Origin of the sequence: Kineosporia mesophila (assembly GCF_021129235.1) — a bacterium.
GTDB classification, from domain to species: Bacteria; Actinomycetota; Actinomycetes; order Actinomycetales; family Kineosporiaceae; genus Kineosporia; species Kineosporia mesophila.
Window position 1 is genome coordinate 97,204 of the sequence record NZ_JAJOMA010000019.1, and the last position, 16,673, is coordinate 113,876.

A 16,673-nucleotide genomic window follows, 5' to 3' on the forward strand; every position below is an offset into this window, starting at 1 on the left:
GCGAGATACAGGCGCTCAGCCTGCGTGTCGCGAGGCCAGGTGACGAGGATGCGGAGGCACACCGAGTCGCGCTCCTCAACGGCCGTGATCAGAATGCCCGCGTGAAGAACTCAGGGACATGCCCCAAGTGTCAGGGGTCGGACCTCATCCGGGTCGTCGCCCCGGGCAATGTCATCACCATCGGCCTGCGGGCCGTGTCCATCACCCGATTCATCTGTTCCAGCTGCGGTTTCACCGAGGAATGGGTCGAGTCGCGGGGCGACCTTCGACGTCTGCGGGACAAGATCGGCCTCTGGACAGAAGATCCGGCGGACGTCGAGGCCCAGGAGTCGATCAAGCGCCGGCTCGGCCTGTAGCTCAGGAGAACATCCGCCCCAGCACGGCCAGGGTGAGCCGGCGCGGGGCGATCCCGGCCCGGCGGGCAGTCCGGGCGTTGACCCGGCCGGTGACGAAACTGGGCCGGGGGTGGCACGGTCGAGTTCGCGCATCACCTGGCCGACCACGTTCTGCGGATCTTGAAGCGCCCGACCGCGGCGTCGCGGCTGCCGACCACGTCGAAGAACTCCGTGTTCGTGGCGCGCGGGCCGACAGGCTTGATCCGTACGGCGGCCGCTGACGGGATGGGAAGAGCCAACACCGCAACAGCTATCGGAGTAGTTCCGCGTAGCCGGTTGACCAGGGTCACGACCTGTCCGAGGGCGGAGTCGGCCGACCCCGCACCCAGAGCCGAGCCGACCGGGGCGCCGGCCGGGACCGCGTCCTCCAGTTTGGTCGCCGACGTGCCGGACGGGATCTCGGTGATACCGGTGACGGCGAGCGCGCCCTCCCGGTACAGGGATGCGAGCGGGCCCAGTCCGGCGATGGACGCGTAACTCTGGTGCTGACGGTCGGCGAGGAAGGCCCGTCCCGCCTGGGCCTGGGTGCGGGTGCGGGTGCGGGTGCGCGTAATCCGGGCCATGTGCTGCATGGTTCGCGCGCAGCACCGGGCGGAGAGCACGGTGCCGGCGTTCCAGGCGCTGCCGGTGTTCCAGAGCTGGCTCATGGCGCCCCGAATGCGAACGGCGGCGTTGGTTTCGGCGGTGCCGTTCGCGGCGATGTTGGTCGTGTAGGAGTCGGTGAACGCCTGGCCGGTGGCGATTGCGGTGAGCGGGGCGGCGGAGGCCGGACCGGACCGGAGGGCAGCGCGGGCCCGGCGGCCAGACCGGCGGAGCCGGCGAGGGCGGCGCGCAGGAGGATACGGCGGTTCGGAAGGAGGGACGCAGGCATCGCGCCGATTGTGCACAGGTCCGGTCGGGTCTCTGCGAACGTCGAGCGGTGCGGGGTTAACTGCCTGTGAACCCCTCAGCGTGGCCTGTCATTTTTTTCCTACTTTCTTGACCGACATTGTCAGGTTGTGCTCAGATAGCGGTTGCTCGCGTGAACCAATCGCACCATTCGTACCGTGATCGGAAGATGATGAGGACCAGGCGCCACCCCCGGCAGTTCCTGGCCGACCGCTGGGCCGTCGCGGGCGGGGTCGTCGTCGCCGGGTTCCTGCTCGTCGCCGCCACCGCCTCGGCGCTCACCGCTGTCGAGGGGCAGGATCCGTACACGTACCACCTGGACGCGCTGGACGACACCGGCAGGCCGGTCGGCTTCGGCGGAGGGATCAGCGGGACGCACTGGTTCGGGGTCGAACCACTCACTGGCCGCGACCTTTTCGCCATCGTCACGCACGGCGCCCAGACATCGCTGACCGTCGGGCTGGCCGCCACCGTGATCGCCATGCTCATCGGTGTCCTGGTCGGCGTCACCGCCGGGTTCTTCGGCGGCTGGTACGACCGGCTGGTCAGCCGCGCGATCGACGTCCTCTACGGCTTTCCCTACCTGGTCTTCATGATCGCCCTGGGGGCCGTCGTCTCCGCGAAGTTCCCGCGTACCTGGCTGGTGGTGCTGGTGATCGGGGCCTTCGGCTGGCCGACCGTGGCCCGGGTGGTGCGCGGTCAGACCCTGGCCCTGAAACACCGCACGTTCGTAGTGGCCTCGACTGCGATGGGCGCCGGGCCGGGGCACGTGCTGGTGCGGCAGATCCTGCCCCATCTCGGCGTGACGATCATCGTCTACACCACGATCCTCATCCCCGGCCTGATCGGCGTCGAGGCGGCCCTGTCGTTCCTCGGGGTCGGGGTGCCGGCCCCGACGCCGTCCTGGGGCCGGTCCATCGGCGAGGGCGTCGGCTGGGTGCAGACCGACCCGATGTTCCTGGTCTTCCCCGGCGGGGCCCTGTTCGCGATCACCCTGGCGTTCAACCTGCTCGGCGACGGACTGCGTGACCTCCTCGATCCCCGCTCGGTCCGCCGCCGTCCGGAGGCAGGTGCCCGGCCGTGAGGCGTACGAGATTCCTGGCCGGCCGGCTGGTGAGCATGCTCGCTGTGCTGGTCGTGATCAGCCTGCTGACCTACGCCGTGTTCTTCCTGCTGCCCTCCGACCCGGCCCAGATGTCGTGCGGCAAGCCCTGCACACCCGACGGGCTGGCCCAGGCGAGCGCCTTCATGGGGTTCGACAAGCCCTGGTGGCAGCAGTACCTCGACTTCGTGGCAGGGATTTTCCGGGGCCGCAGCTTCGGCCGAGGCCCGGCCGCGGTGCACTGCTCGGCGCCCTGCTTCGGGTACTCGTTCCAGCTGAACCAGCCGGTGACGCAGCTGATCTGGGCCCGGATCCCGGTCACCTTCTCGATCGCCATCGGTGCGGCCGCGCTGTGGCTGGTGCTGGGAGTGAGCCTGGGGGTGCTCGCCGCGGTCCGGAAGGGCACGGCGATCGACCGGTCCGCGATGGCCTTCGCGGTCGCGGGGGTCTCGGCGCCGGTCTACCTGCTCGGTCTTCTCGGCATCCTGCTGTTCGGCTTCACCCTCGACCTGGTTCCGGTCAGCGGATACGTCCCGCTGACCGAGAGCCCCGTGGACTGGGCCTGGCACCTGGTGCTCCCGTGGTGCGTCCTCGCGCTCTTCACCTCCGCCGTCTACGCCCGCCTCACCCGTGGGCAGATGCTGGAGGTGCTGGAGGAGGACTACATCCGCACCGCCCGGGCCAAGGGACTGACCGAGCGCAAGGTGGTCGGCTGGCACGCCCTGCGCAACGTGCTCATCCCGGTGGTCACCGTCTTCGGCTCCGACCTCGGGCAACTCCTGGGCGGCGCGATCATCACCGAACGCGTCTTCAGCATGCAGGGCCTCGGATCGTTGCTCCTGCAGGCCGTGGGCACCGGCGACCTGCCGCTCGTGCTCGGCACCGTGCTCTTCTCCGCCTTTCTCGTCGTGCTCGCCAATTTCGCCGTCGATGTCGTCTACGGCGCGCTCGACCCCCGTGTCTCGGAGACATCCGGATAACCAGGATTGGATACCTGATGAGTCGTCGTCCCTCCCTGAGCGTCGCCGCGGTGGCAGTCGCCGCCGCGCTGGCGCTGACCGCCTGCAATGCCAACTCCGACTCCGACACCGCCGGTCAGAGCACCACGTCGTCCACCCAGAAGGGTGGCGAGCTGACCATTCTCACGAGCTCGTCCACGGTGACGCTCGACCCGGCCAAGAGCTCGAACCTGGCCATCACCACGCTGGGCCTGTTCAACCGGCGGCTGACGAGCTGGGAGATCGAGCCCGGCAAGACCGCCCAGGCCGTTCCCGACCTGGCCACCGACACCGGAACCCCCAGTGACGACGGCAAGACGTGGACCTACCACCTCAAGAGCGGCCTGAAGTTCTCCGACGGCAGCCCGATCACCTCGCAAGACGTCAAGTACGGCGTCGAGAGGTCTTTCGCACCGGAGCTTTCCGGCGGCCTGGGCTATCACAAGAGCCTGCTGGAGGACGGGGAGAAGTACCAGGGCCCCTACACCGACGGCGACCTGGACTCGATCGAGACCCCCGACGACACCACCATCGTCTTCCACCTGAACGTCTCCTACGGTGACTGGCCCTGGATCGTGTCGATGCCGGCCTTCTCACCGGTCCCGAAGTCGGCCGACGCGAAACCGCAGGAGTACGGCCAGCATCCGGTCTCGTCCGGCCCCTACCAGGTGGACTCCTACAAGGAGGGTTCCACGCTCTCCCTGAGCCGGAACCCGAACTGGGACCAGTCCACCGACGAGGTCCGCACCGCCGGACCGGACAAGATCACGTTCCAGCTCGGCCAGGACGACACCGTCGCGGCCCAGAAACTGATCGCCGACTCCGGCGACGACAAGAACGCCTTCCAGGCCTCGTTCGTCCCGCCCGCGCAGCTCTCCCAGATCCAGAGCAACGCGGATGCCAAGTCGCGGCTGGTCACGTCGGACGCGGGTGCTCTGGCCTACCTGGCGATCAACGTGAAGCACAAGCCGCTCGACGACCTCAAGGTGCGGCAGGCGCTGGAGTACGCCGTCGACAAGAAGGCCTTCCAGATCGCCGTGGGTGGATCGATCGGTGGCGAGCCCGCCACCACGCTCATCACCCCGGGCATCGCCGGTCGCCAGGACTACGACCTGTACCCCGCCGGTGAGAGCGGCGACGTGGACAAGGCCAAGCAGCTGCTGGCAGACGCCGGCAACCCGAAGCTGTCCCTGACCCTCCTGGTCGAGAGCGACCCGGTGGAGGTGCTGAAGGCGCAGGCCATCCAGCAGGGCCTGAAGCGGGCCGGTATCGAGGTCACGATCAAGTCCGAGGAGTCCGACGCCTGGTACGCCGACGTGACCTCCGACAAGGGCGACTACGACCTGGCCCTGGCCAGCTGGCAGCCCGACTTCCCCAGCGCCAACGGCAACATCCAGCCGCTGTTCGCCTCCAGTGAGATCGGCGGCGGCGGGTTCAACCTGTCCCGTTATTCCGAGCCCGAGGTCGACGACCTGATCCAGCAGGCCAGCGCGGCGACGGACCCGGCCCAGGCCGAGAAGCTCTGGGCGCAGGCCGACAAGCGCATCCTCCAGGACGCCCCGGTCGTGCCGCTGCTGTTCAAGAAGAACTCGTTCCTGCACGGATCGAACGTGCAGAACTTCTTCGTCACCCCGTTCCCGGCCTACCCGAACTACCTGAAGGTCTCACTGTCCAAGTGACCAGCTCCCCGCAGGCTCCAGTCCTCGCCGTCGACCATCTGACCGTCTCGTTCGAGGCCGACGGGGGGCTGGTGCCTGCCGTCCGCGGTACGGCCTTCGAGCTGCACCGCGGACGGGTGCTGGCCCTGGTGGGTGAGTCCGGCTCCGGCAAGAGCGTCACCGCGACGGCCGTGCTCGGGCTGCTTCCCGACAACGCCCGGGTCGGCGGCAGTATCCGGCTGAACGGTGAGGAGCTGCTCGGGACGACCCCCGCCCGGCTCCGTCAGGTGCGGGGCGGTGAGATCGGCACCATCTTCCAGGAGCCGATGACCGCGCTGAACCCGGTCTTCACGGTGGGCGCGCAGATCGCCGAGGCGATCCGGGCCCACCGGGAGGTGTCGCGCCGCGACGCCGGTGACCAGGTCGTCCGTCTGCTCACCACGGTCGGGTTGAGCGATCCGGCCCGGATCGCCGGCGCCTACCCCCATGAACTCTCCGGCGGCCAGCTCCAGCGGGCGATGATCGCCATGGCGATCAGCTGCGACCCGGTCGTGCTGATCGCGGACGAACCCACCACCGCCCTGGACGTCACGGTGCAGGCCGGCATCCTGGAACTGCTGCGTGACCTGGGCCGGCGCCTCGACACCGCGATCCTGCTGATCACGCACGACATGGGCGTCGTGGCCGACCTGGCCGACGACGTCGTCGTGATGAAAGACGGTGAGGTGGTCGAAACTGCGCCAGTATTAGACATTTTCGAAGCACCCCAGCACGAGTACACGCAGAATCTTCTGCAGGCCGTGCCCCGCCTGCCCGAGCTGAGTCTCGACTCCCCCGATTCCCCCGGCACCGACTTCGACGGCACCGCACTGGTGAGAATTGAGGACGTCGTGGTCACCTACCAGGGGCGGCATCGCGCCGGTGCGGTGCGCGCCGTGGACGGCATCGACCTGCACATCGAGGCCGGGGAGGTGCTCGGCCTGGTCGGCGAGTCCGGCTCCGGCAAGTCCACGATCGGCCGGGCTCTGGCCGGCCTGGTCCCGGTGACCTCGGGCCGGCTCGAAGTGGCCGGTATCGACGTGGCCGCCGCATCCCGCAAAGCTTTTCGGGGAGCACGCACCCTGCGCGGCATCCGGACCCGGATGGGCATCGTCTTCCAGGACCCGGCCTCGTCGCTCAACCCCCGGCACACGATCGGCGCCAGTATCGCCGAACCCCTCACCCTGCACAGCGATCTGCGCGGCCCCGCCCTCCAGCAGCGGGTCGCCGAGCTGGTGGACGCGGTCCGGCTACCGGCCGACTTCGCCGGCCGCTACCCCCACGAGATGTCCGGCGGCCAGCGTCAGCGCGTAGCCATCGCCCGGGCCCTGGCCCTGAACCCGGCCCTGCTGATCGCGGACGAACCCACCAGCGCCCTCGACGTCTCGGTCCAGGCCGCCATCCTCCGGCTACTGAAAGACCTGCAGACCCGGTTCGGCTTCGGCTGCCTGTTCATCAGCCACGACCTGGCCGTGGTCGAGCAACTGGCCGATCGGGTGGCGGTGATGCACCACGGCCGGATCGTGGAACAGGGCCCCACCGCCCGTGTCCTGCGAGCGCCGCAGCAGCTCTACACCCAGCGTCTGCTGGCCGCCGCCCCCGTCGCCGATCCCGCGCTCCAGCGCAGGCGCCGCCAGGCCTGGTACGAGCTGACCACCCAGCCGTGACTCATCGTTCCGTCAGTTGGTCACGTCCGCCGGCTCGAGATGATCAGCCCGGTTGACCCACTCGGTCACGACCTTCCCGGGCTCCAGCCGCAACGACAGGTGACCGGTGTTGTCCACGCGAAAACGCATCCACGGAGGGGAATCCCAGCCCAGGGCGGCGGCGAGCAGGAACTGCGCGAAGAACTGGTGACTGACCAGCACCACCACGTCGTCCAGGCGGTGGGCGGCGAACAGGCTGGACAGCACCCGCCGGGCGCGCGGCAGCGCACCTTCCAGGTCCGGCTCGAAGCCACCGGGCCACGGCTGACCGGCCCCGGGGAACAGGCCGGCCGGCGCCCGCAGCTCGCCGCCGTGCCGCTCCAGCTCTTCCAGCGTCGCCCCGGGATGGGCCACCCGGACGCCGGTTTCCTCGTCGATGTCCTGGATGCCGCCGACCTCGTAGGCATCGGGCAGCAACACCACCGGCAGACCACTCGCCTCCGACACCGGGCGGGCCGTCGCAACCGCGCGGAGGGTCGGGCTGGCGTACAGATGGGTGGGGACGAAGGGAAGACGCCCGTCGGCCAACGCCTTACCCAGTGCCTGGGCCTGCCTGATGCCCAGCTCGGTCAGCGCGGGATCCGGAACCCGCGCCGGACAGCCCACCACTTCCTCGACGATCTGCGCACCCTCGGCCGCGGCCTTCTCGCGCGCCTGCTGCCTGGCCATCTCGGCCGTGAAATGGGCGTTGTTGGCCGACTGACCATGACGGACCAGAACGAGCTGCATGCAGTTCAGTCAAGCACAGGCACCGGCTGGCCGGCATCGATGCGGTCACCGGAAAGGTCATTGGGTGAGGGCCCGTTCGACGGCGATCCGGATGGGTGCCTCCTGCTCGACCAGGTAACCGCGATCGAGGCATCCGCGAGCCAGTGCGGCCACAGCACCGGTCCCGGTGGCCTGCGCGGCGATCCGGCGCCGGGTCGGCTCGGAGAACGGCGCCCCCGGCTCGTGTTCCTCCCGACCGACGTCGATGACCGTGCGTTCGACCCGGGCGGGAAGCCCCCGGTCGATCCGGTCGGCGATCCGGATTCCCCCCAGATCCGCATCCGGGCAGATCAGAACCCTCTCGACGCCGAGGGCCGCCTGCGCGATCACCTCGAGCACCGGGGCCGGCGGCTGACCGTGGCACCAGATGAGGGCGACATGCGGGAACTCGTCGCAGACGGTCTCAGCCGCCTGCCGGTTCTCCATGACCACGAGCACCCGCGTTCCCACGGTGACCGAGACGGTGACGGGAAGCCGGGGCGAGAGCCGAACGTCCTGCGGGCCCGGCCAACCCGTGAAGTCCTGCGTCACACCGGTGGGCAGCGTCGCCGCCATCGGTCCGGCCAGACCTACGTACGGACTTCGGTTGATGCCCAGCCGGGTGAGCGCATCCAGGTCGAACCCGGCCCGGATGAACTCCTGGGCGACGCGTTCACGTACCTTCGTGTGGTGGGCGTGCGCCTGGACGAACGCCCGGGCCGAGCCGTGCCGTCGTCCGGCTTCCAGATCGGTGGCCGCGCGCACCGTCCACTCGAGCAGAGATCCCGGTGCTGTCTCCAGCAGAGCCGTTGCCACACCGGGCCATTCCGGGTCCAGCCGGTCTGCGAGCGCATCCGCCTGATCACGCAGTCGCGCGCGGCCGTCTCTGGCGTCCGACCGGCGTGCCTGATGCCCTTCGAGCAGCCGCGGATGAGGGTCCCACCGCAAAGGGGTGTCCCGCGCCAGGTCGGCCGGGAACTCGTACACCAGGCGGATGGCGCCCACCTGCACGAGAGCGAGCGCCTTCCTCCAGGCCCGGCCCTCGAATTCCTTCTGGGCCGTCGACCACTTGCGGCTCTGCGACGTGCACCAACTCCAGTCCTGGTCATCGACCCCCGAGGCTGGACGTTCCGGTGGCCGGGTCAGGTCTTCCAGCTCGGACCGTAGTTCCACCCGCTGAGGCCGGGGAGCTCCTTTCACCGTCCTGATGCTCTTTCCCGCAGTGGCGGCGGTGGCGTACGGCGTCGTCCCTGGCGGTATCGACGGCAGATCACGCATCGCGAACTCGGTGAGTGCCGGGAGACCAGATTGCTGTCCGCTGTCGCTGGACGACTCAGGCGTCATGGTGGGCCATTCTTCCGGTCCGACCGGATGGGCCGGTGATCACCGGAGAGATGAGTTCCGCGGGGTGGCACGGTCTACTCTGCCGACGCATCACCGACTTCGAGGAGATACCCATGGGCCGGATCGTCGTGACCGAGTTCGTGACGCTGGACGGGGTGGCGCAGGCACCCGGTGGCCCGGACGAAGACCCCGCGGGTGGCTTCACCCATGGCGGATGGCAGGCTCCCTTCGCCGAAAAAACCTCCGGTGAAGCCATCTTCGAACAGGCCAGAACAATGGACGCCCTGCTCCTGGGCCGCCGCACGTACGACATCTTCGCCGCCTACTGGCCCACCACCCCGGTGGACAGCCCCTTCAAGGAGCTGCTCAACCGCGTCCCCAAGTACGTCGCCAGCCAGACCCTGAAGGCACCGCTGACCTGGCAGAACTCCCACCTGCTGGACCCGGGTCTTGAGGGGGCCGTCGCGCAGGTCAAGCTGCGGCACGAGGCCGTCCACGTCATCGGGAGCCTGGGTCTGCTGCAGTCCCTGCTGCGCCTGGGTCTGGTGGACCGGCTCAACCTCTGGCAGTACCCGGTTCTGCTCGGCAGCGGTACCCGGGTGTTCGGCGAGGGCACGGTTCCCGCCGCCCTCCGACTGACCGAATCCGTCAGCTACCCCAGCGGCGCCGTCCAGCTCACCTACGACGCGCTGGGCACCGCCCCGGGCTACGGCACCATGGGCGAGTGAGGCCGGAGAATATCAGTCGACGTGCGCCCGGGGTCGGTGACCAGGTTCCCGAGGCCAACGGGGCCGAACGGGGCCGAACGGGGCCGGCAAGAACACCACCATGCGGTTGATGCTGCGCCTGGCGCACGCGAGCGATGCCAAGGCGCTCCACACACTGGCTTTCGTCGGCGAGGCGCGGGATAACGCCCGCCGGGTTCACGAGCTGTGCCGCCTTGACGCGGTCCCGGTTCAGTAGAGCCCTTCGAGGTCGAGACGGCCGGCCTGGTTCACCCCGGCCTCGAAGGCTCGGACAGCCCGGGAGCTGTCCATGACGGCCGCGCCCCATTCGCTGATCTCGCGGAACTCCTGGTCGGGGTCGATGAGCCGCACCTGGCTGCCCGCTCCCCGGAGGCCTTCCACCTCGGAGAGCTGCCCCTGGGCGACCGGGGCCATTTGCTCGGGGAGGTCGGTGAGGGGGAAACAGGAGATGATCACGATCCGGTCGTGACCGACGGCCAGCTGGGCGTTGAGGGGGCTGAACAGGCCGCCGTCGATGTGTGGCTCACCGTTCAGGGTGACGGGCGGGAACATGCCCGGGACAGCACAACTCGCGGCGAGCACGCTCGGCAGGTCGGCTCCGGAGCCGGTGTGGAACAGGTGCAGGCTGCTGCTGGAGGCATCGACAGCCACGCAGTGGAACGTCGCCGGCCAGGGCACCCCGGCCAGCGACGCGAACAGCGGCTGCTTCACCCATGCGGCCTCGTCGACGGTGTCGGCGACGAACGCGTGGTCGACGATCGCGGCCAGGGGGTTGTCGGGCCGGGTGGCGGCCAGGGCGGAGAGCTCGGCGAAGATGTCGCCCGCGCCGCCGCCGGGGACCGGCAGCGGAACGGAGACGTGCTCCACCAGACCCCGGGGATCCCGCCCGGCGGCGAGGGTCGCGCCCACCACCGACCCGGCCGAGGAGCCGAGCACGAAATCGGCCGTGGACAGATCAGCGCCCCGGGAGCCGAGCTCGCTGATCAGGCCAGCTTGCCAGGCAATACCGAGGGGTCCACCGGCACCGAGCACAAGAGCGTTGGTCACGGTCCCATTTCACCCGACCCGGGCCATACGCACCAGCCGCCATCGCCCTCCCGTGATCATGCAGAACCTCCCCGGGGAGGTTCTGCATGATCACGAACAGGATGGAGGGTCAGCCGGCCAGGAACGTCCGCAGGTGACTGATGCGGCCGTCGGTGATCGTGGCGATGTCGATGCCCCGGACCGCAGGTTCACCGCCCGCCGGACCGAAGGTCCAGGCCAGGGCCGCCTCGCCGGCTCCGGCGTAGAGCGGGCCCACCTCGGCGAAGACGAAGTCGGCGGGCACGCCGTCGAGCAGCGCCTGGGCCTTGCCGACGACCGCGTCGATGCCCGTGACCTCGCCCTCGGGGTCACCGAACACGATGTCCTCGGTGTAAGTGCGCCGGGCCGCGGCGTCGCGCAGGGCGGCGTCGCGCTGCCCGAAGATCTCGATGAGGTTCGCCCGCATCAGAGTGGTGACCGTCTCGTCCATGATTCTCGTTCTCCCTTGTCAGATCTGGCTCTGGCCACCGTCGACGTAGAGCTCCGCGCCGGTCATGAAACTACTGCTGTCACCGGCGAGGAACAGCACGGTGTCGGCGATCTCCTCCGGCCGACCGAGCTGGGCCATCGGGACGCCCGAGGCCATGCCCTCGAGCAGCGCGTCGGCCGCGCCGGCGTCGGGCGCCAGGCCCCGCAGGCCGGGGGTGCCGATCGGGCCGGGCGCGACCAGGTTCACCCGGATCTGGCGCCCCACCAGTTCCGCCGCCCACGACCGGGCGAACGACCGGAGCGCGGCTTTGGTGGCGGCGTACACACTGAACGACGCACTGCCCTTCACGTCGATGTCGGAACCGGTGATGATGACCGAGGCCCCAGCGCTGAGCAGGGGCAGGGCCTTCTGCACGGTGAAGATCGTGCCGCCGACGTTCGTGTTGAACGTGCTCGCGTAGTGCTCCCAGGTGATGTCCTCGCGAGCGGCGAACTCACCGCCACCGGCGTTGGCGAACAGGATGTCCAGCCCCTGGCCGCCGGCTGCCTCTCGATCCGGGGCGGGCTGGCCGGCGACCCCCAGGAGTTCCTCGCCGCCAGCCGCCGGACCGGGGAGCAGGCCCTGGCCGAGCGGCTGGCCCGGGCGGTGGACGAGGGCGACCTGCCGCCCGGCACCGACACGAGCTCCATGGCCCGCTACGTGATGGTGGTGAGCGAGGGCAACGCGGTGCACGCCTCGACGGGGGCGACCCGGGAGCAGCTGCACGCCACGGTCGATTGGGCCCTCAAAGCCCTCTCCTCTTCGTGATCATGCAAAGTGGCCCCGGTGTTCTAGAACTCTCTCGCGCAGAGTTCTAGAACACCGGGGAGACTTTGCATGATCACGGCAGGTTTTGCGCGGGGTGCTCAGGCGCCGATGGCGTCCAGTTCCTTCGCCGTCGCCTCGTCGAGCACCAGGTCGGCCGCGGCGACGTTCTCGCGCAGGTGCGCCACGCTCGACGTGCCCGGGATGAGCAGGATGTTGGGCGAGCGCTGCAGCAGCCAGGCCAGGGCCACGGCCGCCGGGCGGGTGTGCAGCCGCTCCGCCACCCCGCTGAGCACCGACGACTGCAACGGGCTGAAACCGCCCAGCGGGAAGAACGGCACGAACGAGATGCCTTGCGCCGCCAGGGAATCGATGAGCGCGTCGTCGGCGCTGCGGTGGGCGATGTTGTAGAGGTTCTGCACGGTGACGACCGGGGCCAGGGTCTGGGCCTCGGCGACCTGCGCGGCGTTCACCACACTCAGCCCGAGGTGGCGGATCTTGCCCTCGGCCTGCATCTGCGCCAGGGCCGCGAACGGTTCCGCGATCGAGCCCTGCGACGGGTTCGCCATCGGGTCGCCGAGCCGCAGGTTGGCCACGTCCAGGGCTTCCACCCCGAGGCGCTTCAGGTTCTCCTCGACCTGCTGCCGTAGCTGCGCCGGCGTGTTCGCGGGAACCCAGCCGCCGGTCTCGTCGCGGTCGTAGCCGACCTTGGTGACGACGGTCAGGTCGTCGTACGGGTGCAGGGCCTCGCGGATCAGCTCGTTGGTGACGTGCGGACCGTAGAAGCCGGCCGTGTCGACGTGGGTGACCCCGAGCCCGGGCAGCGCCCGCAGCACGGCCAGGGCCCCGTCCCGGTCCGGCGGCGGGCCCATCACGCCGGGGCCGGTGAGTTGCATGCTGCCGTAACCCATCCGGGTCACGGTGAGATCGCCCATCGGGTAGGTGCTGTTCTGTGTCATGACACCCACCCTGCGGCGGCTGCGGAAACCCAGGTAGTGCTCGGAACAGCCGGTGGACCGGCAGTACCCACCCTCGTCATTCAGCACCCTTAGATAAGGATCAGGAGATTAGAGTGGACGCATGACTTCCTCCCTCCAGGATGTGGGCCTGGCCGTGAAACGTCTTCAGTGGCGGCACCATCGCGAGACCAACACCCGGCTGGCCACCCTGGGTCTCTCGCTGGCGCAGTGGGACGTGCTCCGGCATCTCCACGACCAGCCGGACGCCTCGCTCCACACCCTGGCCCTGCTCACCTTCCAGACCGACCAGTCCATGGGCTCGCTCGCGACACGGATGATCGACCGGGGACTCCTACGGCGCCTGAGCGGCCCCGGCCGGGCCGTGCGGCACGAAATCACCGACGTCGGCGAGGATCTGCGGGAGAAGGGCAGCGGAATTCTGGACGATGTGCTCGGGGAGACCGTGGGGCAGCTCTCCGACCGGGAGCGCGCCACACTCGAGAAGCTGCTGCGGAAGGCGACCCCGGACCCTTACTAAGGTTGCTTAGTTGAAGAGACGGATCTAAGGTTCCTTATATGAAGACGACCAGCGACACCGTTCACCTCCCCGTCGACGGCCTCGGCGCCGTCGACGTGACCCTGACCGACACCGGAACGGGCCGTCCCGTGCTGTTGCTGCACGGCGGGGGCGGCCCGGCCACGGTGCTGCCGTGGGGCGACCGGCTGGCCGGGAGCCGCCCGGCGCGGGTGATCACGCCGATCCACCCGGGTTTCGACGGAACCACCCGCCCGGACGCGCTGACCGGCGTCCCCCATCTCGCTTCCCTCTACATCGCCCTGCTCGAGCACTTGGACCTGACCGGTGTCACCGTGGTCGGCAACTCGATCGGCGGCTGGATCACCGCCGAAATGGCCACCCTGGCCAACAGTTCGAGGGTCAGCGGATTCGTCATCGTCGACGGCGTCGGGCTGGAGGTGCCCGGGCATCCGGTGGCGGTCGGTCTCTCCCCGGCCGAACTGGCCCAGCACGCCTACTACGACCCGGCCCGGTTCGGGATCGATCCGACGGTCCTCCCGCCCGAACGACGCGCGCAGATGGCGGCCAACGGGCAGGTCCTGGCCCTCTACGCCGGCGCCACGATGACAGACCCCACGCTCGCGGAACGCCTTTCCGCCGTGAGCACCCCGACCGCCGTGATCTGGGGCGAGGCCGACCGGATCGCCGGCCCCGAGTACGGCAAGGCCCTCGCCCACGCGATTCCCGGGGCCCAGTTCGAGGTGCTCCCGAAAACCGGCCATCTGCCTCAGATCGAGACCCCGGACCTACTGGTCGACCGGGTCTGGGCCTTCATCACCCAGCCCAGCTGATGTCGAAGCCGCCCCCCGCTCGTGATCAGGCCAAGAGATGGGGGACGAAGTCAGGGGTCAGTTGGGTACGGCGATCACGGTCTGGCCGGGGAAGCTGGGATTCTGGGCCTCGTCGAGCATGGCCGCCGCCACGGCCGCACGGCTGATGCCGGCCGGGAAGAGGCGTTTCGGTGCGTCTTTCAGGGTCAGGGTGCGGTGGGCCGCGGGTCCGTCGCCCATCGGGCCGACGTGGAAGACCGTGCCCCCCGCAGCCCGGATCGTGGCATCGGCGGCAGTCTTGTCGGGAAGCTCACCGCGCATGAACAGGGAGAGCAGCGACCGGGTGAGAAACCCGGCGGCCTGGGCCGATTCCCCGGTTCCGTAGGCACCGAGCCAGACGATCCGGCCGACACCGGACGCCACCGCCGCCTTCGCACCCGCCACCAGCGTGCCAGGCGGCCCACCCAGCGCCGAGACCAGTACGTCGCTGCCCTTGACGGCCTTCACCACCGAATCCGCGTCGTTGACATCGACGGCGGCACGTTCGAGACCTGGTCGCTCCGGCATCCGCGAAGGATCCCGAACCAGTGCCGTGACCTCGAGGCCGCGCGTCAACGCGTCCTCCATGAGCAGTGAACCGACCTTGCCGGACGCACCCAGAATCGCCACCCGCATGGTCACTTCACCTCACCGAGCACGTCGAGGGCCGCCGCGTGCAGGCCGGGCGCCGCCGCGAGGTACGCGCCGCCTTCGATTCGCCAAGGGCTGCCGTCCAGATGGGTGACGACGGCGCCGGCCTCCCGCACGATCAGCACCGGGGCGATGTGGGAGCGGACGTTGTCGAACTGCCAGTGCAGGTCCATGCGCCCGGCCGCGACCTGCGCCAGCTGATGGGTGACGGGCACGGACATCCGCACGTAGAGCGCCGCCTGCAGCATGGCGGTGATCGCGGTGCCGACCCGCCGGGCCTGCGCCGGCTCACGGGAGGGCTTGGCCTGGCCGGTCCCGACCAGGGCCACCGCCAGGTCGCTCTTGGCCGACACCTGCACGGGCTTGCCGTTGAGCCGGGCTCCCCCGCCCGAGACGGCGGTGAAGAGCTCGTCGGCCAGCGGAGCGTAGAGCACGGCCAGTTCCGGACGGCCGTCACGCACCAGACTCACGCCGACGTTCCAGTCGATCATGCCGTGCACCGTGTTGACGTTGCCCCCGACCGGGTCGACCACCCACCGGTCACCCTCGGGCATCGGGCCGGTGCCGTGCTCGTCCTGGTCCCACTGCGAACCGGGGAGAGCCGCCAGCAGGGCCGGGCGCAGCTGCGCCGTCACGATGTCTTCGTTACTGCGGATCGCGGCCATCAGCTCTTCGCCCGTCGAGGGGCGGGACTCGGTGGAGTACTGCTCCAGCAGGCGGATTCCGGCAGCGCGGACGGCCTCGCTGACTGCGGTGAGAAGCTCGGAAGACATGCCATCAGCCTCCCCGGAGCCGAGAATTAAGTCCAGTGCACTCTTGACAACCGATAGTTTACTTTCATGCAACTGGACTTGAACCTGCTCACGGCGCTGGACGCCCTGCTGGACGAGGGCAGTGTGACCGGTGCCGCGGATCGGCTGCGCCTGTCCACGCCGGCCGTGAGCCGCACGCTGGGGCGCATCCGGCGGCTCACGGGTGACGACATCCTGGTGCGGACGGGACGCAGCATGACCCCGACGCCGTACGCCCTGGCGATCCGCGAGCCGGTGCGCGATCTGGTGCGGCAGGCCCAGGCCCTGCTGACTCCGTTGCGTGAACTCGATCTGGCCACCCTGGAGCGGACTTTCACCCTGCGCTGCCACGACGCGCTCGCCACCTCACTGGCCCCGGAACTGCTGCGGCAGGTCAGTGATCAGGCTCCGGGGGTACAGCTGCGCTTCCTGGCCGAAACTGCCACGGACACGGACGATCTCCGGCACGGCAAGGTCGATCTGGAGCTCGGCGGGAGCACACCGCAGCTGCCGGAGTTCCGTTCCGAGACGATCCGGCATGACCCCCTCGTGGCCGTGATGCGGCGGGGGCATCCCCACGCCGGGAGCCTGGACCTGGAGAGCTACGCCGCGCAGACCCACGTGCTGGTCTCGCGCCGCGGCCGTCTCAGCGATCCGATCGACGAGATCCTGGCCTCGCACGGCCTGCGCCGCCGGGTACTCGCCGCCGTCGCCACGACCGCGGCCGCCGCTTTGGTGATCAGCCGCAGCGACAGCCTGATGACCGCACCGTCCATCACCTGCCGGCCCCTGATCGAGGCGTTCGGCCTGATCACCGCCCCTCTCCCCCTGACGGTGCCCGACGCGTCCGTCATTGCCGTCTGGCATCAGCGCTACGAGACGGATGCGGCCCATGCGTGGCTGAGGGGGAAGGTGCGGGAAGCCCACGGCGCCTGACGGCGCG

The 16,673-nt window shown here is 69.6% G+C and carries 18 protein-coding genes; 9 read left to right on the forward strand and 9 right to left on the reverse strand.

Features of this window, described 5'->3' with window-relative positions; translation table 11 throughout:
- Positions 1–101: 101 nt before the first annotated feature.
- Positions 102–356 (forward strand): hypothetical protein, encoded by a 255-nt coding sequence (locus tag LR393_RS24635; protein WP_231487077.1) that lies wholly within the window; start codon positions 102–104, stop codon positions 354–356.
- 131 nt (positions 357–487) lie between these two features.
- Here the strand turns inward: LR393_RS24635 and LR393_RS24640 are convergent, their stop codons facing one another.
- On the reverse strand, positions 488–1,042 hold the full coding sequence (locus tag LR393_RS24640; protein WP_231487078.1) for a hypothetical protein: 555 nt from the start codon (positions 1,040–1,042) through the stop codon (positions 488–490).
- A 410-nt stretch (positions 1,043–1,452) separates the two neighbouring features.
- Here LR393_RS24640 and LR393_RS24645 point away from each other — a divergent pair, with 410 nt between their 5' ends.
- Genes LR393_RS24645 through LR393_RS24660 form a run of 4 tightly spaced genes read left to right on the forward strand, consistent with a single transcriptional unit; the run spans position 1,453 to position 6,747 of the window.
- Positions 1,453–2,367, forward strand: a complete 915-nt coding sequence (locus LR393_RS24645; RefSeq protein WP_231487079.1) for an ABC transporter permease — start codon at positions 1,453–1,455, stop codon at positions 2,365–2,367.
- On the forward strand, positions 2,364–3,365 hold the full coding sequence (locus LR393_RS24650) for an ABC transporter permease (protein WP_231487080.1): 1,002 nt from the start codon (positions 2,364–2,366) through the stop codon (positions 3,363–3,365). The genes LR393_RS24645 and LR393_RS24650 overlap by 4 nt, the downstream gene beginning before the upstream one ends.
- Before the next feature lie 17 nt (positions 3,366–3,382).
- Positions 3,383–5,062, forward strand: a complete 1,680-nt coding sequence (locus LR393_RS24655) for an ABC transporter substrate-binding protein (RefSeq protein ID WP_231487081.1) — start codon at positions 3,383–3,385, stop codon at positions 5,060–5,062.
- Entirely contained in the window at positions 5,059–6,747 is a 1,689-nt protein-coding gene (locus LR393_RS24660) for an ABC transporter ATP-binding protein (protein ID WP_231487082.1), read from the forward strand. The genes LR393_RS24655 and LR393_RS24660 overlap by 4 nt, the downstream gene beginning before the upstream one ends.
- 12 nt (positions 6,748–6,759) lie before the next feature.
- Here the strand turns inward: LR393_RS24660 and LR393_RS24665 are convergent, their stop codons facing one another.
- Positions 6,760–7,515 (reverse strand): histidine phosphatase family protein, encoded by a 756-nt coding sequence (locus LR393_RS24665; protein WP_231487083.1) that lies wholly within the window; start codon positions 7,513–7,515, stop codon positions 6,760–6,762.
- Between the two features lie 57 nt (positions 7,516–7,572).
- Positions 7,573–8,877 carry a hypothetical protein gene (locus LR393_RS24670; protein WP_231487084.1) on the reverse strand — a complete coding sequence of 435 codons (1,305 nt, stop codon included), beginning with the start codon at positions 8,875–8,877 and terminating at the stop codon, positions 7,573–7,575.
- A gap of 113 nt (positions 8,878–8,990) precedes the next feature.
- Between LR393_RS24670 and LR393_RS24675 the strand changes: the two genes are divergently transcribed.
- On the forward strand, positions 8,991–9,605 hold the full coding sequence (locus tag LR393_RS24675; RefSeq protein ID WP_231487085.1) for a dihydrofolate reductase family protein: 615 nt from the start codon (positions 8,991–8,993) through the stop codon (positions 9,603–9,605).
- Between the two features lie 228 nt (positions 9,606–9,833).
- On the opposite strand, the gene LR393_RS36645 is transcribed toward LR393_RS24675, so the two are convergent.
- The 4 genes from LR393_RS36645 to LR393_RS24700 form a co-directional block, all read right to left on the reverse strand.
- Entirely contained in the window at positions 9,834–10,670 is an 837-nt protein-coding gene (locus LR393_RS36645; RefSeq protein ID WP_231487086.1) for a patatin-like phospholipase family protein, read from the reverse strand.
- Positions 10,671–10,779: 109 nt separating this feature from the next.
- The gene (locus LR393_RS24685; protein WP_231487087.1) at positions 10,780–11,139 is read right to left on the reverse strand and encodes a nuclear transport factor 2 family protein; all 360 of its coding nucleotides are present in this window, start codon (positions 11,137–11,139) and stop codon (positions 10,780–10,782) included.
- An 18-nt stretch (positions 11,140–11,157) separates the two neighbouring features.
- Complete coding sequence (locus tag LR393_RS24690) at positions 11,158–11,904, reverse strand: SDR family oxidoreductase (protein ID WP_407937347.1); 747 nt, start codon at positions 11,902–11,904, stop codon at positions 11,158–11,160.
- Between the two features lie 140 nt (positions 11,905–12,044).
- Entirely contained in the window at positions 12,045–12,902 is an 858-nt protein-coding gene (locus LR393_RS24700) for an oxidoreductase (RefSeq protein ID WP_231487088.1), read from the reverse strand.
- 121 nt (positions 12,903–13,023) lie between these two features.
- Here LR393_RS24700 and LR393_RS24705 point away from each other — a divergent pair, with 121 nt between their 5' ends.
- Complete coding sequence (locus tag LR393_RS24705; RefSeq protein ID WP_231487089.1) at positions 13,024–13,440, forward strand: MarR family winged helix-turn-helix transcriptional regulator; 417 nt, start codon at positions 13,024–13,026, stop codon at positions 13,438–13,440.
- A gap of 38 nt (positions 13,441–13,478) precedes the next feature.
- Positions 13,479–14,270 (forward strand): alpha/beta fold hydrolase, encoded by a 792-nt coding sequence (locus tag LR393_RS24710; protein WP_231487090.1) that lies wholly within the window; start codon positions 13,479–13,481, stop codon positions 14,268–14,270.
- A 57-nt stretch (positions 14,271–14,327) separates the two neighbouring features.
- On the opposite strand, the gene LR393_RS24715 is transcribed toward LR393_RS24710, so the two are convergent.
- Positions 14,328–14,924 (reverse strand): NAD(P)-dependent oxidoreductase, encoded by a 597-nt coding sequence (locus LR393_RS24715; protein ID WP_231487091.1) that lies wholly within the window; start codon positions 14,922–14,924, stop codon positions 14,328–14,330.
- 2 nt (positions 14,925–14,926) lie between these two features.
- Complete coding sequence (locus LR393_RS24720) at positions 14,927–15,712, reverse strand: inositol monophosphatase family protein (RefSeq protein ID WP_231487092.1); 786 nt, start codon at positions 15,710–15,712, stop codon at positions 14,927–14,929.
- A gap of 66 nt (positions 15,713–15,778) precedes the next feature.
- Between LR393_RS24720 and LR393_RS24725 the strand changes: the two genes are divergently transcribed.
- Positions 15,779–16,666: a LysR family transcriptional regulator gene (locus LR393_RS24725; RefSeq protein WP_231487093.1), complete on the forward strand. Its 888-nt coding sequence runs from the start codon at positions 15,779–15,781 to the stop codon at positions 16,664–16,666.
- Positions 16,667–16,673 lie beyond the last annotated feature (7 nt).